This is a genomic window from Candidatus Hydrogenedentota bacterium, assembly GCA_012730045.1.
Taxonomy (GTDB): domain Bacteria; phylum Hydrogenedentota; class Hydrogenedentia; order Hydrogenedentales; family CAITNO01; genus JAAYBR01.
Map to the genome: position 1 here is coordinate 1 of JAAYBR010000116.1, position 19,901 is coordinate 19,901.

A 19,901-nucleotide genomic window follows, 5' to 3' on the forward strand; every position below is an offset into this window, starting at 1 on the left:
CACACACGAAAACACCGGGCAATCCTCTTGTAGGGGCGCCGCTTGCTGCGCCCCTACCCGCCCATGCCCCGGGCACACACGAAAACACCGGACGATCCTCTTGTAGGGGCGCCGCTTGCTGCGCCTTTACCCGCCCATGCTCCGGACACACACGAAAACACCGGGCAATCCTCTTGTAGGGGCGCCGCTTGCTGCGCCCCTACCCGCCCATGCCCCGGGCACACACGAAAACACCGGGCAATCCTCTTGTAGGGGCGCCGCTTGCCGCGCCCTGGGCGGACGCATAGGCCGTCGCTTGTTCCGCGATCCGGGAGGGCAACCGGCGCATTGACTTCCCAGACGCGAAGGGATATACTATGTGTATACATGGGAGATGAAAGCATGGTGACCAAGGTCCAGAAATGGGGAAACAGCCAGGGACTCCGTCTTTCGCGGGAACTCCTTCAGGCGGCCCGCATCACCGTGGGCGACGAGGTGGTTGTCACGGCGAACGAGGGGGAGATACGGATCACGCCCGCGAGCCGGGTGCGGGGCCGCTACTGTTTGAAGGAACTTCTGGACAGGGTTCCCCCGCGCGGAAAGACATCGGAAGAGGACTGGGGGCGGCCGGAAGGCGGGGAGGTGTGGTAGATGGCGGCATACACGCCCCGCAAAGGGGACTACATCTCCGTGGCGTTTGACCCGCAGTCCGGACACGAGCAGAGGGGGAGGCGTCCGGCGCTGGTCCTGAGCAACACGGAATTCAACCGGAAGACCGGGCTCGCCATGGTGTGCCCCCTCACAAACACCGACCGCAACTACCCCTTTCACGTTCCCGTGGGGGACGCCCCGCGGGTCACGGGATTCGTGATGGTGGAACAGGTAGAATCCATTGATTATCGCGCGCGGGACGCCCGCCGCATCGGAGTTGCCTCCGCCGCCGTGCTGGAGGAGGCGCTGGCGCTGCTGGACGCGTGCATTTACTGACCGGACACCGGATGAAGGGAAGGAGTGACTCATGAGGAAACCGAAGATTGTTGTCATTGGCGCGGGAAGCGCGTCGTTCGGGCTGAGCGTGCTCGGGTCGCTGCTGCGGGAGCCGGGGCTGCGCGGTTCCACACTCGGGCTGGTGGACCTGAATGCGGAGGGCCTGAAACAGGTCGCCGCGCTGGCGCAGCGGCTTAACCGCGAGTGGGACGCGGGGTTCACCGTCCAAAGCTCCACGGACCGGCGCGACCTTTTGCCGGACGCGGACTTTGTCGTGCTGTCCATTGCCGTGGACCGTGAGAAGTGCTGGCAGTCGGACTACGACATCGCCCTGAAACACGGCATCCTGCATTACGCCGAGAACGGCGGGCCGGGCGGGTTCATCCACGCGGCCCGGAACATTGCGGTGGTCATGGACATCTTCCGCGACATGGAGCGGCTCTGCCCGGACGCCTGGCTGGTGAACTTCACGAACCCCATGGCGCGCATCTGCACGGCGGTCCACCGCCACACGAAACTGCGCGCCATCGGCATCTGCCACCAGCTCGCCTTCGGCTACATGATGCTGGGCAACCTGCTGTCGAAGGATCTGGACATTCCGGTGCCCGACGGCTACCGCTTCGTCTGGCGCGACCGTGAGGCGCTGGCGCAGGAAAAGGTCATCGCCGGGGCGGCCATGGAGAAGGTGGACGTCGTTGCGGCGGGGACCAACCACTTCACCTGGATGCTCCACATCCGCGAAAAGGGCAGCGGGCGCGACCTGTATCCGCTGGTCATGGAGCGCGCGGCCGCGCACGATCCGGGCTTTGAGCCCCTCACCAGGGAAATGGCCCGCATCTTCGGCGTCTTCCCCGTGCCGGGCGACTGCCACATGGTGGAATACCTCCCGTACACGCACAACACGCGGCGCGGCGGGTGGGAGCACTACGACGTCCAGATGTACCCGCTGGACGGCGCGGTGACGGAGCGGGACGTCATGTGGGAGCGCATCGAGGCGATGGCCTCCGGGCGCATGTCCATCGAGTCCATGGAGCACGTGCACTCCGAGCGGGCCGAGAAGGTCATCGCCGCCATCGCCACCGGCGAGCCCCTGTACGAGCAGGCGCTGAACCTTCCCAACGAGGGCCAAATCGCCAACCTGCCCGAGGGCGCGATCGTTGAGACCCCGGCGGTGGTCGCGTCGGGCGGGCCGCGCGGCGTGGCCGTGGGCGCCCTGCCCGACGCGGTGGCGGAGCTGGTACGCCGCCAGATCACCGTTGTGCAGCTCGCCGTGGACGCGGCGGTGCTGGGGGACCGAAAGCTCGCCCTTCAGGCGCTGGCGCTTGATCCGATGGTGGACGATCCCAGGGTGGCCCAGGCGCTGCTGGACGACTATCTCGCCGCGAACAGGGCCTACCTGCCGCAGTTCGGCGAATAGGAGAGGGCGGTCAGGGCGTCTGCCCGCGCAGGAGGTCCAGGGCCTCGGCCCAATAGAGCGCCGCAGGCGCCTGGAGCAGGTAGCGTTGGAGCAGTTTTTTGCCCTCTTCCGTCTCGCCGCGGGCAATGAGCAGGCGTCCGGCGAAATAGTGCGCGTCCCCCGCCCAGTCCAGGCGCGTCGCGTCGCGGTAGCAGCGCAGCGCCTCCTCCAGATTCCCCGAATCCTCCAGCATACGCCCTTTGGCCGCCAGGAAGGCCGCCCGTTCCGGGGGCTCCCCGGTTTCGCCGCCGTCGGAGGCCCACAGGGCAAGCGCCGCCTCCGCCTCGGCGCGCCTCCCGGAGCGGAGCAGACTGTCCAGGAGGGCTTCCCTCGCCGAGCAGTCGGGCTCAGGACCGGAGCAGGCCCTCTCCAGCGCGTCCGCGGCCTCCTCATACCGTCCCAGACGGCGCAGCAGCTCCCCATGGCGGCGATTGGCATAGGCCCGCTTGTCGGGTCCGGCGAAGACCTCGGACAGGGACTGCGCATAACGCCGCTCCGCCTCCTCCAGCAGCCCGCCGGCTTCCATGCGCTCCGCCTCGCCCAGGGTGACCTCGGCCACCCGGGCATCGCGCCGGGCAAGGAAGTCGGGACCCGCCGCGAGAAACGCGGCCGCCGCCAAAACAAAGGCCAGACAGCCCAGCGCCGCGAGGACGGTGACGGTGATGATTTCCGCGCGCCGGGGGGTCATGGCCGGCCCCCTGTCGGGGCGGGATCATCCCCCGCGATGCGTTTGCGGAGTTCCTGCATGCTCGCCGCGGGAACCGCCTCGGGGGGCAGGGACGCCGCCGCCCGCTCCAGACGCTCCAGAACATGCAGCAGCGCCGTGCGGATTCCGTCCCTGGCAAGGGCGGTCGGATACCTCATGAGCGCCCCTTCCAGGCTGTCCAGAGCGGAACCCAGCGACATGGAGTCGAGCGGTTCCCCATATCCGGCAAGCGTGTGTGCGGGCAGTCCGGCGGGGCGCTTCTCCGGGAATAAACGGTGAAGTATTTCTGGGACGGTGTTCATGCCTGCCTGGCCGTCGGGACAAAGCCGTTCCAGCAGTTCCAGAATGCCGGGATGATCGGGATGCGCGGCCACGCTCTCCCGCACCAGGGCTGCGGCGAAGGCATCTTCGGGGGATGCCGCATGGGACAGGACCAGCAGCCGGCAGGCGGCCGCTATCCGCGTTTGCGGGTTTCCGGAGCGTTGGACGGACAGGCGGGCATGGGCGTCCCGGATGGCCGGGAGCAACAGAGCATCTGTCTCCGGTCTTCCGGGAACCCCTTCGAGAAAACCCCACAGGACCGTGTCGGACGGGTCCCGGGACAGCCCCCGCGCCAGGACGGCCGCGGCCTGCCTGCCCTGTCTCAGGGCCAGCGCCATCCGGGCGTGAATGCGGAACACCTTCGGGTCCGTCGGGGGCCCCCCTTGGAGGGCGGCCTTGAAATGCGCCAGCGCCCGGCGCCGCCATACCGTCTTCTCCGCCTTGTCCGGCGCCAGGGGCACCTGCGCGGCACAGGCGCGCGCAAGCCACTCCTGCGCCTCCGGATGTCCGCCGCAGAGGGTTTCCGCCCTGCGGGCAGCCTCGGCGGCGCGCCGCAGCACAAACGCCTTTCCCTGGCGTTTCGGGGTGTGTTCCGCCTGGGTTGTCAGGGCGCGGGCCAGACCGGTCCAGGCCTCCGGATTCCCCGGCGCGCGGCGCGCGGCCTCCGCAAACGCGGGCACCGCCCGGCCGGGCGCCTCCGCCGCCAGGAGAAGCTGCCCTTCGGCCAGCGGAAACCGGGCATCCCAGGGGAATGTCCGGCGGGTTTCATCCAGGCGCGCGCGCGCTGCGCGGACCGTCTGGTCGGTCAAGGCGACACGTTCCCCCTGAGACCGGACCCATTGGAGAAGTCCGGAGGCCCACAGGGCGCTCGATTCGGCGCGGTACTGCAAGACGCCCGTCGCCAGGACCAGAACGGCAAGCGCCGCCGCGGCCGCCCCGCGCAGGCCGGGGCGCGCGCGGGACAGGGCTCCCTGCGGCGCCGTCTCCACGCCGGTGGGCTGGGACAGGATGCCCGCCAACGCGCCGGAAACGAAGAAGAGGAACCCGGCCGCCACCGGGGTGTGGAGGTTGAAACCGAAGAGCGCGTCCACCGCCACGACAAACGCCGCGAGCGCGCAGATCCATCCGGTCCGCCGGTGGTCCGGTGTGGGCCCGTGCGCCGCGAGGCGGAGCCCCGCGACAAGCGGCCAGGCAATCAGGCAGAGGAAGAGAAACAGGCCGGGCAGGCCTGTTTCGGCCGCAGTCTCAAGGTACTCGTTGTGCGCGTGGAAGTTCTTCATGCCCTTGAGGGCGAACCATCGCTGCTCGAAGGGGGTCCAGTATTCCGCGTTGGACAGCGCGTAATTCCCCGGGCCGACACCGGTCACGGGATGGTCGCGGAACATTTCCGCCGCGCCGAACCAGCCGTTGTACCGGAGCACCATGGACCCGTCGCTGGGGAACCAAAGCCCCTCCCGCGCGTGGTTTCGGGCCATGAGAAGCCCCGCGCCCGCGGACAGCACCAGCGCGGCCAGCAGGAGGGAGGCGGCCGCGCGGGCGGCTGGGGCCTTGACCCGGCGGCCCGCAAGGTGAAACGAGACAAACAGCACGGCCGCCGCCGCCAGCGCCAGAGGCCCCCCGCGCATGCGGGTGGCGTGGAGATGCAGGAGCAGGACGGCCAGGGGGATCAGGGCAAGGCGGTTTCGCGGGACCAGGACCGCGGCGGCGACGATTCCCAGCGCCAGGGCGTGCCCCGCGATGTTGGGGTTGCCGAAGGTGGCGGGCAGCAGGCGGTATTCCGCCACCTCACGGGTGGACCAGGGAAAAGGGTCATGGCCAAGACGCTGCGCAAGGGCATACCCTGCGGCCGCCGTCATGGCGGCGAGAAACCACCCCGTCCAGCGGAAAAGCTGCGCGGGGGTCCGCATGCACCAGGCAGCGGCGGTGGCGGCCAGGGCGAGGAACACGGGAAAATGGAGGGAAAACAGCGCGTTCTGGGGAAAAGGCGAGCGCGCGGCGCACATGGCCTGCCATGCCACCCACACCCAGACCATCGCCACGAAGGGCGGGGTGCGCGCCGCGCGCGTTCGGGAGAAACCCGCCGCGAGCAGGAACGCCCCGCCAAACACCGCGGTGATCATGGCTTTCGGCGGGGAGGCGGGGTCAAGCGTCAGGGGCGACAACGACAGCACCAGGGCGCAGACCCACCCGGCCGCGGCGACCCGCAGCAGGAGACGGAAGGATACCTCCCTGCCGTGCGTCATATTCCCTTGCCCCAGAGGATGGAAATCACCAGCATGAACCCGAGCGCCCCGGCGACGAGATACCCGGCGACGCCGAGATGGACCATGCTGCTGTTGGTCGTCACAAGCAGGCTCGAACCCACCACCAGCGCCGCGATGACCATGGCGACGGCGTTCCGCTTGCTGGAGCGGTCTATGGTGTTGGAGAGGTTCTCCAGATGCTCATGGTGAATCTGGAATTTCAGCTTTCCCCGCCGGAGCTGGCGCAGAAGCACGGTGATGTCCTCGGGGGCCTGCCGGCCAAGGCGCGCGAGGGATCCGGCCTGCGCCTGCGCCTGCGCCAGCAGGCTGGACGGGGAGTAGCGCGCCAGCACGATCCTTTGCAGATAGGGCTGGAGAATGGGGAGCATGTCGAGATCGGGACAGAGGGACCGTCCGACGACCTCTATGGTAGCCAGCCCCTTGATCAGCAGGGAGAAGCGGGGGGCCGGCTCGAGGTTGTGGCGGCGCATGATCTGGACGGTTGCCTCCAGGCCGCGCAGGGCCCGTCCGCCGCTGATGATGGCGGGCGCCTCGAAGGCGATGAACTCGGCCAGCTCGTGCTGGAGGGCCTCGGGCCGGTCGGGATCCCCCTGGGCGGTCAACTGAAGCACCGCCTCCATGCAGGCCCGGGAATCGCCGCGGAAAATGGCGTGAAACAGGTCGGCGATGAGGACGATGTCCGCCTCCTCCAGATGGCCCGCCATGCCCAGGTCGAGAAACGCGATCCGGTTGTCGTTTACCACGAAAATGTTTCCGGGATGCGGGTCGGCGTGGAAAAGGCGGTGCTCGAAAACCATCCTGCAGAGAATCTCACAGCCCTGCACGGCGACGGTCTTGGGGTCTGAGTTCCGCCCGGGGTAGTCCTCCAGACTGTCCGCGCGCACCCCGTCAATCCACTCCAGCATGAGAAGGCGCCGGGAGGAGTGCTGCCGGTGCACCCTGGGTATGATCACCCGGGGGTCGTCGGCGAAGTTCCGGGCGAACTGCTCCACGACCATCGCCTCGATGGTGAAGTCCAGCTCCCGCCGGATGCTGCGCGCGAACTCGTCCACGATGCCGACGGGGTCGAAGAGCCGGGTTTCCTCCAGGTGGTCGGCGATCCATTCGGCGGCCGAGCGCATCAGGCTGAGGTCCGACTCGATGGCCTTCTCAATGTCCGGCCGCTGCACCTTGACGGCCACCTGTTCCCCCGTCCTCAGGACGGCCCGGTAGACCTGGCTCAGGGAGGCTGACGCCACAGCCTTCTGGTCTATGGAGGCGAACACCTCGTCGAGGGGAACGTTGAGCGCCTCCTCTATGCGCAGGCTCATGATCTCCCAGGGGAGGGGGGGCACCCGGTCCTGGAGGCTCACCAGTTCCTGGGAGATGGACGCGCCCACCAGGTCCGGGCGGGTGCTGAGGATTTGCCCCATTTTCACAAACGTGGGGCCCAGCTCCGCCAGGGCCTCCCGCAGCCGCTGGCCCAGCGTGGCCGCCTCGCCCACGGGGGCGTTCATGAGGTTCAGCCCCTGCAGGAGCCGCGCGGGCAGGCCGTCGTAGAATCCGGCCCGGTTCAGGAGATCGGCGAAACCGTGGCGCACGAGCACCTGCATGATTTCGGCGAGGCGGACCGCGTTGACCGTGTTCCTGCCGAGGCGTGTGTACATCATGGCGAGCGCCTTTCCCGTCGGCGCCTGACGCGCCGCGTTCTCCGGGCGACATTGTACATAATCACCGCCGTGCGGGGCGTCCGCTTAGGAGAACGCCACGGCGATGCCCCGCGTTTCGGAGGTTTTGTGCGGCCCCACTGCGCGCTCGGGCGCCGGGGCGACGGCGCAGTAGAAATGGCACAGCCGCCCGTCCCGCGTGATCACGGAGGGCTTGTGGGCGTAGCGCGCGTCCACCTCGCCGGGCGCGCCCACGTCCACGAGGATCTCGCCGGACTTCTGCCAGGTCTTCAGGTCTTTGGACAGGGCCACCGAGTCGCGCGCTTTGCCGTCGCTGGAGAGGGTGTAGAAGAACAGGGCCCACAGGCCGTCCACCCGGACCACCGCCGGGTCGCTGCAGAAGACGTCGTCCACGGCCCCCTTGGATCCCACGGGAAGCAGGGGGTTCCCGGCGGCGCGCGTCCAGGTCTTCAGGTCCGTCGAGACTGCCAGCCCTGTCTGCTCCACCCAGGGTTCTGCCTTGGTCTTGGCGTTGTAGAACATGAAGAAGGTGCCCTCGTGCTCCACCAGGCAGGACTTGTACAGTCCGCCGCACTCCCAGGGACCCGCGTCGGCGTCGGAGGCCCGCAGGCAGGGGGGCTCCACGGTCCAGTGGCGCAAATCATCGCTCCAGCACAGGCCGATGGCCGCAGGACCCGTCTCGTAGCCAGGCTTTGGATAGGCGTGGTAGGTGCCCAGAAACCGCCCGTTCACCCGCTTCAGCGTTCCCGGACCATACAGGTCGTTGTCGCGGACAATCCAGGTGAGGGCGGCGTTGTACTCCGTCACCGACCCCGCCGGCCCCCGGTCGAGGATTACCCCCTCTTTCTTCCAGTGGATGAGGTCCTCCGACCGGGCGATGCCCGTCCGGTATCCAATGCCGTCGAAGCCCACATGCATCAGGTGGAAGGCGCCGTCGTGCGCAAAGGCAAAAGGACAGTCCACGGCGAGGGCGTCATACGCGCCCTCCTGCCAGGAGGGGGCGAGGACCAGTGACGGGTGCTTGTTCGGCGTGCGGAGACGGGCCATCACGGTCTCCGTTTCCGAAGGGGAGAGCGCCGCCCGGGCCGGCCGGGTGGTCGCCGCACCCAGGGCCGCCGCAGCACATGCTGTCAGGAAATGCCTGCGGGAGCCGGCGCAATTCGTCTGAGAAGGGGTTGCCATGAAATTCCTCTCCGGTGGCTGGCTGCGTCACGGAGACAGTTTATCCGCGGAAAGACGGCCGTTCAACCGGACGGCGTAATCGGGAATCAGATGGTAAATAGAATCCGGCAGGTTGTGCGGACGTGTGGAAAGCGCGCGCCGCCACGGACGGAACGCCCCCTCAGTCGTGCCGTGAAAGAAGAGGGCGCAGCAGGCGGCGCCCCCTGCGCGCTCACATCCCGGAAAAACGCTAGAACATTTTAATCACCGCCCGTAGGGGCGCCGCTTGCCGCGCCCCTGAGCGAACGCGAAGGATCACGCCTTTCCGCGGGTCCGGGGGCACCGTATCCGGAAGCCGGTTTGACGTTTCGGAAGCCCCTTCATTAGAATGTCTTCTGATAGAGGGCCGGAGCGGTCCGGACTGTATCCGGGCCGGACGGCGGGCGCAAAGACAAAGAGGATCAGATCATGAAGCGTGCTTTCCTGGTTGCGGCGGTTTCCCTGTTCGTTTCGGTGGGACTTTCGGGATGTCCCGGGGTGGCGTGTTTCGGCATAGACTCCTGCCAGATTCAGGGAAGATGGCACACCAGCGTGGTGGACCTGCTCGGGTTTTCCCATGACATCTACCTCACCTTCCAGGACGGTGCGTTCCTGTATGAGGGGCCGGCGGCTTTTCCGACGGAGGGGGGGCTCCTGTACAGCGGCGACGCGGGGACTTACAGCATCAAGGCGGGCAAGCGGCCCAGGCAGATAGACATCACCGTGGTGCGCGGCAATGACTCCAGAACCTGGCTGGGCATTTACGAGCTGTCGGGGGATGCGCTCCAGTTACAGCTGGGCACGGACACCCTGCGCCCCGACGCGCTTGTGTTGGGGGATTCCTGGACCCTCACGCGCGTCCAGTAGGCCCCTCCGGCGGTTATGCCGGTGACAGACCAGGTGAAAGAACCCCGGAGTATCACGATGCTTCTTCAACCCATTGACTGGGTGATCATTCTCCTGTTTTTTGCCGTGTCGCTGGCCATTGGCGTGGCCGTGACAAGGAAAGCCGGGTCGAGTTCGGAGGAGTTTTTTGCCGCCGGACGGAGCATGCCCTGGTGGCTGCTGGGTGTGTCCATGGTGGCGACCACCTTTTCAACGGACACGCCCAACCTCGTCACGGACATCGTGCGGCGGAACGGCGTGGCGGGAAACTGGGAGTGGTGGGCTTTTCTGCTGACGGGCCTCCTGACGGTGTTTGTGTACGCCCAGCTGTGGCGGCGCTCCGGCGTGCTGACGGACGTCGAGTTCTACGAGGTGCGGTACAGCGGAAAGTCGGCCGCGTTTCTGCGCGGGTTCCGGGCGCTCTATCTGGGCGTGTTCTTCAACACCATCATCATGGCCTCCGTGACGCTGGCCGCCATCAAGATCGGCAGCGTCATGCTGAACATGAGCCCCATGAAAACCGTGGTCGTGGCGGGCGTGATCACCGTGGCGTACAGTTCCCTGGGCGGCCTGCGCGGCGTGCTGATCACGGACTTCCTTCAGTTCGCCATCGCGATGGTGGGGGCCGTGTGCGCGGCCTATGTGGCCCTCGGAAGGCCGGAGGTGGGCGGGCTGCAGGGGCTCTTGAGCCACCCGGAGCTTTCCTCCAAACTGTCCATCTTCCCGGATTTCGCCTCCGGCGACAAATCCGTGCTGGTGTCCATTTTTGTCCTGCCCCTGGCGGTGCAGTGGTGGAGCGTGTGGTATCCGGGGTCGGAGCCCGGCGGCGGCGGGTACATCGCCCAGCGCATGCTGGCGGCGAAGGACGAGAAGAACGCCGTCGGCGCGGTGTTCTTCTTCAACGCGGCCCACTACGCCCTCCGTCCCTGGCCGTGGATCATTGTGGCGCTGTGCTCCCTGCTGGTCTTCCCCACCATTGACTCCCTGAAGGCCGCCTTCCCCCACGCGGCGAACATCGTGAACCACGACATGGCCTACCCGGCCATGCTCACGTTTCTGGGGCCGGGAGTGCTGGGGATTGTGGTCGCCTCGCTGATCGCGGCGTACATGTCCACCATTTCCACCCACCTGAACTGGGGGGCGTCGTATGTGGTCAACGACTTCTATCTGCGCTTTGTGAGCCCCGGCGCGTCTGAGAAAGACCAGGTCATGGTGGGGCGCGTCATTACCTGCGTCCTCATGGTGATGGCCGGTCTCCTGGCATTGGTGCTGGAGTCGGCGAAGGACAACTTCGACCTCATGCTCCAGGTGGGCGCGGGCACGGGCCTGCTCTTCATCCTGCGCTGGTTTTGGTGGCGGATCAACGCCGCCACGGAAATCGCCGCCATGGTCATCTCTTTCCTTGTGGCGGTGGGGTTCTTTGCCGCCGGGAAGGCTGGCTATCCCCTGGCGCAGTGGGTCAAACTTCTGTCGGGCGTCAGTATCACCACCCTGGGGTGGATGGTGGTCATGCTTGTGACCACCCCGACGGACAGGAGTGTTCTCTTGTCGTTCTACCGCCGGGTGCATCCGGGAGGGCCGGGGTGGAAGGCCATTGCGGCGCAGGCTGGGGCGGACGGCGGCATGCACCCTTCCACCCGGTGGCGGGTGCCTGAAGGCATCCTGTGCATGGCGCTGGGCTGCGTCGCCATTTACGGCGCGCTTTTCGCCACCGGCTACTGGCTCTATGGACAGTACGGCCTCGCGTCTGTGACCACGGTTATCGCGCTGGCGGCCTCCCTGGCCCTGGCGAAAGCCTGGCCGAAGCTCCTTCAGTCACCGGAAGAGGAGGCGCAGAAGGGATGAGCGGCGGCGGGGCCACCCGGCGCGCGGTGTGGGATGCCGTGTCGCCCCGGGGGAGGGAGTGCGGGCTCGATGCGGAGGCCGCGGGGGAAACCGTGAAGGACATGCTTCACAACAATGCGGCGCGTCTCCATGGCGGCGAACCCGTCTGAGCCCGCCGTGCCCGGCGGAGCCGGGACACCGTCATGGTTCGCGCGCGCGGCCGCCGCGTGGCCGGACTGGGCCCTCGCGCTCAAGAATCTTTTTCTGCCCGTCTACTGCAAGGCGTGCGGCGCCCGGATTCTTACGGAGGACAACGTCTTCTTCTGCCCCGACTGCTGGATGCGCGCCCCGTGGATCGAGCCGCCCTACTGCACCTGCTGCGGAAGACCCCATCCCGGCATGATCGCCCTGGGCAACGCGCCGGAGCATTTCCCCTGCGCCGACTGCCGGGAGACGAAGCATCCCCGGGTGGAGCGGGTGTTCGCCCCCGCCGTCTACGATGACGTGGTGAAAACGGCGGTGAAGCTGTTCAAGTTCGGCGGGCGGCGGCAACTGGCCCGCCCGATGGGGGAGGCGTTGCGCGACATGGTGCGGGAGCGCATGGATACCGGCCTCTACGACCTCGTCATTCCCGTGCCCCTGCACCCTGTGCGCCTCCGGCAACGGGGATTCAACCAGTCCCTGCTCCTCGCGCAGGAGGTGCTGTCCGAGTTCCCACGGGCGGCGCTGGACAGCTCCCTCATCCGCGTGCGCCCGACACGCGCCCAGAGCCGCCTCAAGCCCAAGGAGCGCGCCGAGAACGTGCGCGGGGCCTTTGCCGTCACCGGCGACTCCGTAAAGAAGAAGACCATCCTGCTGGTGGACGACGTGGTGACGACCCGGGAAACCGTCACCGAATGCGCCCGCGTGCTCCGCCGGGCCGGGGCCGCCCGGGTGGACGTCCTCGCCTTCGCCCTGGCCGTGCCGCGCACCCGGTGGTGATGGGCATGAGAACGGCGTCCTATTCGACCGTTATTTTTTTGGGATGGACGGTTACCTTTCCGTCTGCCCCCACAACCACAGTGACATCATCGGGCGCAAGGCCGACTGGCTCCACTCCGCATCCAGGGGGGATGCAGGCCAGCGCGGAATGATCCAGATCCGTGAAAAACGGCCAGTGGGACGGGTACCTCCATATTCCGCCGGGAGCTGCGAGGCTGAACTCGCGCGCAATGGCGTAGAGGGGCGGATCGGCCCGCCGCCGCTCCCCGTAGAGCATTTTTCCATCGGAACACACATGCGCGTACAGTCCGGAATGCAGCGGACCGCTGTGGATCAGGTCCAGCTCTCCGGGCTGGGCGGAGGGAACCACCCACAGCACATTCGCGGGCATGGCGGTGTTTTCCGCCGGGGCGATCAGCTCCCCGGAGCTCCCCAGCATCAGCCACTGCAGGGCACCGGGGGGCGGTGGGGGTGCCGGGGCGTTCTCCTCGAGACTCCGGCAGAGCACGGTTCCGGGCGGCGCGGGCGCGGGGACGCCGTTGGTGAAGAAGGGCCATCGGGTCGGAAACTCTGCAAAGAGGCCCGGCCACACATGCATCGTTTTCTGCTCGAGCATGCCCTCGGACACATAGGGCATTTCAACCCGAAAGGTCCTGCGGAGCACAACCACGCGCCCGCTCCGCAGCACCTCGGCAAGCTGGAAGTGAAAGGGGGCCCACATCAGCAGGTGGCCGTCCTTCTCGGTGTAGTTCTGAACGGCCCCCCACATGACAGATGCGGGAGTGTCGGAGGGGAAGATGATTTCTCCGTTGGCCCCGAGAACGAAATGTGTCCTGTTCTCCGTGGCTTCGCGGTAGATTTCATTGGAGGCCTTCATGTCTTCCGGAGAACCCAATCGCACCGGAATCACCGTGTTGAATCCTACAGTACAGAAAGCCGCCGCTATCAGGAGCACGTGCATGATCTCTCTCCCCGGAAACAGGCGCGCGGGTCCACTGTGGACCCTTCAGGATGATCATAGCGAAAGCGGCCGTGCCCGGCAAGCGCCCGAATGCGGCAGGACGGATCCCTTCGCCGCATCGCAAACGTTTGCATCTGTCCACTGGGGACGTTGGGCGAAGACGGTTGTCCCTTTTTCGCCGCGGGTTCGCATATAATCACGGAATGCGGCTCACTTCTGCCATTCTCCTCCGTTGTTCCGCCATCGGCGCGGGGTTGCTGTTCCTTTTTCCGGCTGCACCCCCCGCGGGGGCGCAGGCGCCGGTGGTGCCCGCGTCGCTCTGGGGCCAGGCGTCGCTGTACCGCGACGAGTGGGGGGTGCCGCATGTGTTTGCGGAGACGCCGCTGGCGCTGGGGTTCGCCTTCGGCTATGCGCAGGCGGAGGACCATCTGGAGCCGATGCTGCTGGCGTACCGCATGGCGAACGGGCGGCTGGCCGCGGTGCTCGGTCCCGCCTACGCCCCGTCCGATGAGTTCTCGCTCCGGATGGGGCATGCCCGCATTGCTGAGGCGGCCTGGCCGACGGCCGATCCCGTCACGCGCGACCTGTGCGAGGGCTTTGCCCTGGGCGTGAACGCCTTTCTGGTGGACCGCCCCGACAAGACGCCCGCCTGGGCGGACGGGGTGCAGCCGAAGGACATTCTCGCGCTCTGGCACGCCTTTCTCATGAGCTTCGCGCCGCTGGACCTCCCCGGGGTGTACCGGAACGCCCCCGCCATGGAGACGGGCAACTGCTGGGCCCTCGCCCCGTCCCGCACGGAGGAAAACAAGGCCACCCTGGTGATCAATCCGCACCATTATTATGAGGGGCCTTTTCAGTGGTTCGAGGCCCATCTGGTGCTGGACGACCTGAACGTCTACGGCGCGGCCCTGCGCGGGATTCCCGCCGTGGTGCAGGGGTTCAACGCCTCCCTCGGCTGGGGGCTGACCCCGAACTTCCCCGATTTCGCCGACGTGTACGACGAGCAGGCGGCAACGGGCGGCGACGCGGCAAACCCGCGCGACCCCCGCGTCTCCGAGGAGGCCCCGGTGCCCCCGGAGGCGGTGATGCTGCTGGAGTACATGGCGTCGGCCCAGCCGTACTACGTGCGCACGGAGAGCGGGCTAGAAGAGCGCTATGTGCCCACGGCGGCGAGCCCGCGCGGCCCGATCCTGGAGGGGGCGCAGGGCGGGCTCTTTTCCTGGCGGATCGGCGGCTACGGCCTGACGGGCGGCATCCGCCAGCTTGTGGAGATGGGGCGCGCGCGGAACACGGCGCAGTTTCAGGCGGCCCTGGGCATGGCCCAGCTTCCCTGTTTCCATGTGCTGTGCGCGGACCGGGAGGGGAGCCTGTTCTACCTCTACAACGCCCTGACCGGGCTGCGGAAAGAGATTTCCCCCGAACTGCAGGCGCAGATGGGCGTGGGGCCGCTGGTGTACGACCGCCCGCTTCCCATGGGCGTGGATCTGCTCGGCTGGGGCGAACTGGTGGCCCCGGACGCCCTGCCTTCCATCCTTAATCCCCCGTCGGGCTGGCTTCAGGCATCGGGCGGCCCGCCCTGGCTCGCCACGGCCGAGCCCCCCTTCGGCCCGCAAAACTGGCCCGCCTGGCTGGCCCGCGATCCCGACGCCTACCGGGGACGCCGTGTCCGGCAGTTGTTGGGCGTCGGCACCCGGTCGTTCCGGGACAACCAGTCCATGCTCTACGACACGGTGGTGCCCGCCGCCATGGACGCCGTGCCCCTGCTGCTCACGCTGGCGGAGAAGCGCCCTGACCTGGTGCAGTCGGCCCATCCCGACATGGCCGCCGGGCTGGACCTGATGCGCGGGTGGAACTTCACCGCGGACGCCGCCTCCACCGGGATGACCTTCTACCATGTGTGGTGGGCCATGCTCCGGGGGCAGGCGGGGGCCGTGGGCGCGGGGGACGCCGCGCTCTATGCCTGGATCGGGTCCGGATCCCCGGAGGCGCAGGATGCCATGATCCGCGCCGCGGGGGACGCCGCGCGCGTCCTGCAGAACGAGTTTCAGACCCTTTCGGTCCCCTGGGGCGACGTGCACGCGCTGCGGCGCGGCGCCCGCGAGGCCGCCGCGCCCGGGGCCGCCACGGGTGAGCCGGTCCTTCTTCTGTCCGACAGCGCCTATGAGGGCGGAAAATGGCAGGCCGCCTACGGGACCGGGCTTGCCCTCGCGGTGCAGTTTGGGGAGACGCCGGAGGCGGTAAGCGTGTCCCCCTTTGGAAGCTCCGAAGACCCCGACTCCCCCCATTACGCGGACCAGATGGACCTGCTGCTGGAACGGCGCTTCAAGCCGGTCCGCTACGCCACCGAAAGCGTGCTGCGCTATGCCGAATCCGCCACCGGCCTCCGCGTGACGCTGCTGCCCCCGGGGGTCACGGGCTCTCTGACCCTCACCGGGGCCGCCCCCATCCGTGCCCGCGCCGTCACGCGCGTTGAAGCCCCCGCCGCGCTGCCCGAAGGCAAGGCCGCGTTCTCGCTCTATGTCCTGCCCGAGCGCGTGCCGGCGGGCGTGCCGACCGCCGTGGACATTGTGATGCAGCTGGCACCGGAAATGTGCCCAGATGCCGGGTTGGGCGGGCTTTCCCTTTTCGCCCTGGAGGAGGGCATGGACTGGTACCCGCTTCCGGCGCAGGAATGCGACGCCGCGAACCGGCTCTTCCGCGGCAGGCACGACGCGCCCGCGAAAGCCTACGCGCTGGTCGGACCCGCGGAACTTCTTCCCGCGCCTGCCGCGACACCGGAAGACGCGCAGGGGGAGGAGGCGGCGCCACCGCCTTCCGGCGCGCCGCTGGGTCTGGATGTGCTCCTCGGGGACAATCGGCAACTGCAGGGGGACATGGCCCGGCGCACCTTCAAGTTTGAGCGGCATGACCAGACGGACGGAGGGGAAGCGGCCGCGCCCGCGCCCGGGGACGCGGAGGCGGAAGGCCCCTCCGGCGGCCGCGTCTTCAAGATCGAGAACCTCAGCGGCTTCCGAAACACGGGGGATGTCCTGCCCGTGCCGGAGGTGCCCGGATTCCAGTTTGGGCCGGGCGCCCGGAAATCGGATGAGGAGCGCGCCCGGAGGGCCGGGTCCCGCGTGTTCCGGATGGAGCGGCTGGACAAGGTGGAATTGCCCGACGGGACAGGCGTATCTTCTGGAAAACAGGAAACGCCGGAAGTTTCCCCGGACGCAACGGTGGGCGGCGTGGTGCCGGAGAAGGCGCCTCCGGCCTCCGGAGGGGATGGTGCGGCGGCGTCACCGGCTCCGGAGACAAAGGTGCCTTCACCGGACGCGGCGGAGACCAAGGAGAGACCGGCATTGCCGAAGATTCCGGAGGTGGTGCCGGTGGACCCGAACTTTAATTTTGGGCCGGCATACAAGGGGCCGGCTGAAACACAGACGGAGGAGGGGGGCGGAAAGCGGGTTTTCAAGATCGAGCGAAGCCCCAAGACGGAAGAGTAATCCGGGGGGTGCGTTGGCACAGAGAGGCGGTTGGAGCGGGCACAGGATGGGTCCGGCCGCATTTTCAGGGAGAGAGAGCATGGAGTTCGAAATATCCGGCCTGACGGACATCGGCAGGCGCAAACAGAAAAACGAGGACAATTTTGGGGTGTTTCCGGCGGGGGAGGATTCCCCGGAATGGTCCTCCGACGGCGTCTTGCTCGTGGTGGCGGACGGGCTGGGCGGCCATTTCGGGGGAGAGATGGCCTCCAAGCTTGCGGTGTCCCTCGTGGGCGATCTCTTGAAGGGGTGCGGTTCGGGTGACCCCGCCGTCCCCGCAAGGGAAGGAGAGTCCGCCGCCGTCGCCGAAGAGGTCCGGGGATGGGAAGACACGAAGGACTGGCACGTCCTGCTGCGCGAGGCGTTCCGGCGGGCCAACGAAAGCATTTTCAAGACCAACCAGGACTTCGTTGACACCGGCCGGCCCATGGGCACGACCCTGCTCGCCGCCTTCGTGAAGCACGGCACGGCGTGGGTCTGCAACGTGGGGGACTCGCGCGCGTACCATGTGCGCAACGGGGAGATTCTCGCGAAGACCGAGGACCACTCCTGGGTGGACGAACAGGTGAAGCAGGGGCTTATGACCCCCGAGGACGCCGCCAAGGACAAGCGGAAGAACCTTGTCACCCGGTCCATCGGCACGGACCCCGAAGTGGAGGCCGACGTCTACACCTGGAAAGTGCGGTCCGGCGACCTGCTGATGCTCTGCACGGACGGCCTGATCAACATGGTTCCTGACGATGAAATTGCGGCCGTCCTCGCCCGCCCCGAGAGCGCGGAGACGCTTGCGCGGGAGTTGGTGGACTTGGCAAACCGCAACGGGGGGCGGGACAACATCACCGCGGTTGTGGCGTTTATCCGGCCGAGCGCCGCGGGGCGCGCCCTGCGCAGGCTCCGGGAAGCGATGGCCGAGGTGTCCCTGCTCAACGTGGCCGCGCTCTTCGTCTACGGGCTGTTTGCGGCGGCGGCCGGGTACTTCCTGAGGGCGCTGGGCATGTGACGAAAAAGCCCGCGCCGGGGGGGCGCGGGCCTGATTTCTTTATGGTGCCGGAGAAAGGACTTGAACCTTCACGCCCTTGCGAGCACATGGACCTGAACCATGCGTGTCTGCCAATTCCACCACTCCGGCGAAGGCGGGCGTATCTTACCCCAAGACCCGGTTCCGTGTCAATTTTTCACCGGGTCGCCCATGAGGGGACCAGCTCCCTGAAGACCCCCTTGACCGGCACCCCCGCGCGTGCATACTCTGGAGGGGGACAGATGAGAAACACCGGCCGCAGACACCCTGCGGGCGCAGGAGAAGAAGGGTTTATGTGGCGACATCACAGTTATGCGCGTTGCAGATACGACACGCTGCGGAGCGCGCTCGTGACGCGCGCAGGCGACGAACTCAGGATTCTGGTTCATATGGTTGCCGGCCTGTGGCCCGGAAGCAAGGAGGAAAGCATCGCCCTATTGGAGGGGCTGCTGGAGGGGGACGGTCTGAAGCGGTACTACGAGGAGCTGGATGAGCTGTCCCGGATGGCGGTGTCAGTGGTTTCGCATGGGGACGGCCACATGCTTGATCTGGAGAAATTCGTCCTGCGATACGGGGCGGCACCCCAGATGAACCAGGCATTCAACCGCGCCCCCGCAGGGCAGAAGACTTGGCACAGGCTGGATCTTCTATTCACACGGGAGTCCATGCCCGGTGACTTGAAGCGGCGCTTCGCGGCGTTCGTTCCGCCGCCGGTGATTCCGCCCGTTCCCTGCCGGGACAGTCTGCCGGAAACCGTTTCCTGCCCCGGCACAGGGGATGCGCCCGAAGAGCGCCCGTTGCGGGTGTGCGAGACCATGGATGCCGCCGCTCATGACCTGCTGGCCACGCTCCGCCTGATTGACGCCGGAGGGGTGGCGGCCGGCAAAACCACGGGGCGGCCGGCCGTTGCGGGCACGCGGGCCGTCCACAGCGTGCTGCTGGACGGGGATTTCGTGAACAGGATCGAGGCGACGCGGGCGGAGGATTTCATCCGCGCGTTTGCGTGGCCCCTCATCCTGCAGGCTGCGGGCCTTGTCCGCCGCAAGGCGGCCCCGCTTTCCCTGACCAAGGCGGGACGCGAAGCCCTTGCGAAGCCGCCGCACCGGACCATCAAGCGCGCGTGGGAGAGCTGGGCGGACACGGACATCCTGGACGAGTTCACCCGGATTGCGGCCCTCAAGGGGAAGCGCTCCCCGAGATGGGGGGGAAACAGCGCCCCGGCCGGCCGTAAACGCGTCACGGAGGCCCTCGCCTTTTGCCCCGTGGGCAAATGGGTCGCCTTGGAGGATTTCTTCCGGCACTGCCGGGGGGGCGGGTTCGATTTCCACGTCACCACCGAAACGGCGAAACTCTACATAACAGACTCCGCGCATGGTTGCCTTGGGTACGGGCCGGTGAAATGGAGCGTCATCCAGGGCCGGTTTATCATGGCGCTTCTTTGGGAGTACATGGCCACCCTGGGAATGGTGGACATTGCCTGGGTGACGCCGGAGGGTGCCCGGGACGACTTCCGGGACATTCCGGGAGGGTGGACGGTGAACCATCTTTCCCGGTATGACGGCCTGCGCTTCTTCCGGATCACCCGCCTCGGCGCGTATTGCCTGGGCATGGACGCCCACTATGCGCCGCCGGAACAAACGGCCAGCCCGGTCTTCAGCGTCCTGCCGAACCGGGACGTTGTGGTGCAGGACAAGGCTTCGTTCCACGGCGCCGACGCCGTGTTTCTGGGACGGATTGCCTGCCGCACCGGCGACCACGCCTGGGTCCTGGACCCCGCCCGCCTTTTAGCCGCGCTGGAGGCGGGGGTGCTCCCCGGCGAAATCACCGCGTTTCTGGACGGACTGAGTCTGACCCCCGTGCCCGCCACAGTCCGGCGGTTTCTGGACGACCTCTTCCGGCGCGCCTTTCTGGTGAACTCCGAGGGCGTCATGGAGATATACCGGACCTCGGACGAGGCAACGGCCCTGATGATCGCGCACGACTCCGAAGGAAAAAATCTCTGCCAGCCCGCGGGTCCCTGCAGGCTGGCCGTGCTTCCCGAAAACACTGCGGCGTTTCTCCGGGTGCTGCGAAGGCTCGGGCATGTGCTGCCGGCCCGGAGGGACGACGGCTGAGTCTCCCGGGGCCGCCC

At 67.5% G+C, this 19,901-nt stretch carries 14 protein-coding genes and 1 tRNA gene; 9 read left to right on the forward strand and 6 right to left on the reverse strand.

The window, feature by feature from the left end; genetic code table 11:
• The first annotated feature begins 381 nt into the window (after positions 1-381).
• From GXY15_13215 to GXY15_13225, 3 genes are read left to right on the forward strand one after another with little or no spacing between them, the layout of a single operon-like run.
• Entirely contained in the window at positions 382-630 is a 249-nt protein-coding gene (locus GXY15_13215) for an AbrB/MazE/SpoVT family DNA-binding domain-containing protein (protein NLV42170.1), read from the forward strand.
• Positions 631-966: an mRNA-degrading endonuclease gene (locus tag GXY15_13220; protein NLV42171.1), complete on the forward strand. Its 336-nt coding sequence runs from the start codon at positions 631-633 to the stop codon at positions 964-966.
• A gap of 31 nt (positions 967-997) precedes the next feature.
• Positions 998-2,383 carry a hypothetical protein gene (locus tag GXY15_13225; GenBank protein ID NLV42172.1) on the forward strand — a complete coding sequence of 462 codons (1,386 nt, stop codon included), beginning with the start codon at positions 998-1,000 and terminating at the stop codon, positions 2,381-2,383.
• A gap of 10 nt (positions 2,384-2,393) precedes the next feature.
• Here the strand turns inward: GXY15_13225 and GXY15_13230 are convergent, their stop codons facing one another.
• The 4 genes from GXY15_13230 to GXY15_13245 form a co-directional block, all read right to left on the reverse strand.
• Complete coding sequence (locus GXY15_13230; protein NLV42173.1) at positions 2,394-3,110, reverse strand: hypothetical protein; 717 nt, start codon at positions 3,108-3,110, stop codon at positions 2,394-2,396.
• Positions 3,107-5,692: a hypothetical protein gene (locus GXY15_13235; GenBank protein NLV42174.1), complete on the reverse strand. Its 2,586-nt coding sequence runs from the start codon at positions 5,690-5,692 to the stop codon at positions 3,107-3,109. The genes GXY15_13230 and GXY15_13235 overlap by 4 nt, the downstream gene beginning before the upstream one ends.
• Positions 5,689-7,362 carry an AarF/ABC1/UbiB kinase family protein gene (locus GXY15_13240; protein NLV42175.1) on the reverse strand — a complete coding sequence of 558 codons (1,674 nt, stop codon included), beginning with the start codon at positions 7,360-7,362 and terminating at the stop codon, positions 5,689-5,691. Before GXY15_13240 ends, GXY15_13235 begins: the two co-directional genes overlap by 4 nt.
• A gap of 84 nt (positions 7,363-7,446) precedes the next feature.
• Positions 7,447-8,562 (reverse strand): hypothetical protein, encoded by a 1,116-nt coding sequence (locus GXY15_13245; protein NLV42176.1) that lies wholly within the window; start codon positions 8,560-8,562, stop codon positions 7,447-7,449.
• A gap of 447 nt (positions 8,563-9,009) precedes the next feature.
• On the opposite strand from GXY15_13245, the gene GXY15_13250 reads away from it, so the two are divergent.
• From GXY15_13250 to GXY15_13260, 3 genes are all read left to right on the forward strand, one after another.
• Complete coding sequence (locus tag GXY15_13250; GenBank protein NLV42177.1) at positions 9,010-9,447, forward strand: hypothetical protein; 438 nt, start codon at positions 9,010-9,012, stop codon at positions 9,445-9,447.
• A gap of 57 nt (positions 9,448-9,504) precedes the next feature.
• Positions 9,505-11,310 (forward strand): Na+:solute symporter, encoded by a 1,806-nt coding sequence (locus tag GXY15_13255; protein ID NLV42178.1) that lies wholly within the window; start codon positions 9,505-9,507, stop codon positions 11,308-11,310.
• A 114-nt stretch (positions 11,311-11,424) separates the two neighbouring features.
• Positions 11,425-12,270 (forward strand): ComF family protein, encoded by an 846-nt coding sequence (locus tag GXY15_13260; GenBank protein ID NLV42179.1) that lies wholly within the window; start codon positions 11,425-11,427, stop codon positions 12,268-12,270.
• A gap of 19 nt (positions 12,271-12,289) precedes the next feature.
• On the opposite strand, the gene GXY15_13265 is transcribed toward GXY15_13260, so the two are convergent.
• Positions 12,290-13,147: a hypothetical protein gene (locus tag GXY15_13265; GenBank protein NLV42180.1), complete on the reverse strand. Its 858-nt coding sequence runs from the start codon at positions 13,145-13,147 to the stop codon at positions 12,290-12,292.
• 389 nt (positions 13,148-13,536) lie between these two features.
• Here GXY15_13265 and GXY15_13270 point away from each other — a divergent pair, with 389 nt between their 5' ends.
• Positions 13,537-16,713 carry a hypothetical protein gene (locus GXY15_13270; protein ID NLV42181.1) on the forward strand — a complete coding sequence of 1,059 codons (3,177 nt, stop codon included), beginning with the start codon at positions 13,537-13,539 and terminating at the stop codon, positions 16,711-16,713.
• 79 nt (positions 16,714-16,792) lie between these two features.
• Positions 16,793-17,752, forward strand: a complete 960-nt coding sequence (locus GXY15_13275; GenBank protein ID NLV42182.1) for a serine/threonine-protein phosphatase — start codon at positions 16,793-16,795, stop codon at positions 17,750-17,752.
• Between the two features lie 42 nt (positions 17,753-17,794).
• Here GXY15_13275 and GXY15_13280 read toward each other — a convergent pair.
• Positions 17,795-17,881 (reverse strand) — tRNA-Leu (locus tag GXY15_13280).
• Between the two features lie 278 nt (positions 17,882-18,159).
• Between GXY15_13280 and GXY15_13285 the strand changes: the two genes are divergently transcribed.
• On the forward strand, positions 18,160-19,884 hold the full coding sequence (locus GXY15_13285; GenBank protein NLV42183.1) for a hypothetical protein: 1,725 nt from the start codon (positions 18,160-18,162) through the stop codon (positions 19,882-19,884).
• The last annotated feature ends 17 nt before the right edge of the window (positions 19,885-19,901 follow it).

What these genes read in the sequence shown, in the direction of transcription:
- GXY15_13215 (NLV42170.1), top strand. Translation starts at nt 382, where the DNA reads ATGGTGACCAAGGTCCAGAAATGGGGAAACAGCCAGGGACTCCGTCTT.
- GXY15_13220 (NLV42171.1), top strand. Translation starts at nt 631, where the DNA reads ATGGCGGCATACACGCCCCGCAAAGGGGACTACATCTCCGTGGCGTTT.
- GXY15_13225 (NLV42172.1), top strand. Translation starts at nt 998, where the DNA reads ATGAGGAAACCGAAGATTGTTGTCATTGGCGCGGGAAGCGCGTCGTTC.
- GXY15_13230 (NLV42173.1), bottom strand. Translation starts at nt 3,110, where the DNA reads ATGACCCCCCGGCGCGCGGAAATCATCACCGTCACCGTCCTCGCGGCG.
- GXY15_13235 (NLV42174.1), bottom strand. Translation starts at nt 5,692, where the DNA reads ATGACGCACGGCAGGGAGGTATCCTTCCGTCTCCTGCTGCGGGTCGCC.
- GXY15_13240 (NLV42175.1), bottom strand. Translation starts at nt 7,362, where the DNA reads ATGATGTACACACGCCTCGGCAGGAACACGGTCAACGCGGTCCGCCTC.
- GXY15_13245 (NLV42176.1), bottom strand. Translation starts at nt 8,562, where the DNA reads ATGGCAACCCCTTCTCAGACGAATTGCGCCGGCTCCCGCAGGCATTTC.
- GXY15_13250 (NLV42177.1), top strand. Translation starts at nt 9,010, where the DNA reads ATGAAGCGTGCTTTCCTGGTTGCGGCGGTTTCCCTGTTCGTTTCGGTG.
- GXY15_13255 (NLV42178.1), top strand. Translation starts at nt 9,505, where the DNA reads ATGCTTCTTCAACCCATTGACTGGGTGATCATTCTCCTGTTTTTTGCC.
- GXY15_13260 (NLV42179.1), top strand. Translation starts at nt 11,425, where the DNA reads ATGCGGCGCGTCTCCATGGCGGCGAACCCGTCTGAGCCCGCCGTGCCC.
- GXY15_13265 (NLV42180.1), bottom strand. Translation starts at nt 13,147, where the DNA reads ATGAAGGCCTCCAATGAAATCTACCGCGAAGCCACGGAGAACAGGACA.
- GXY15_13275 (NLV42182.1), top strand. Translation starts at nt 16,793, where the DNA reads ATGGAGTTCGAAATATCCGGCCTGACGGACATCGGCAGGCGCAAACAG.
- GXY15_13285 (NLV42183.1), top strand. Translation starts at nt 18,160, where the DNA reads ATGGTTGCCGGCCTGTGGCCCGGAAGCAAGGAGGAAAGCATCGCCCTA.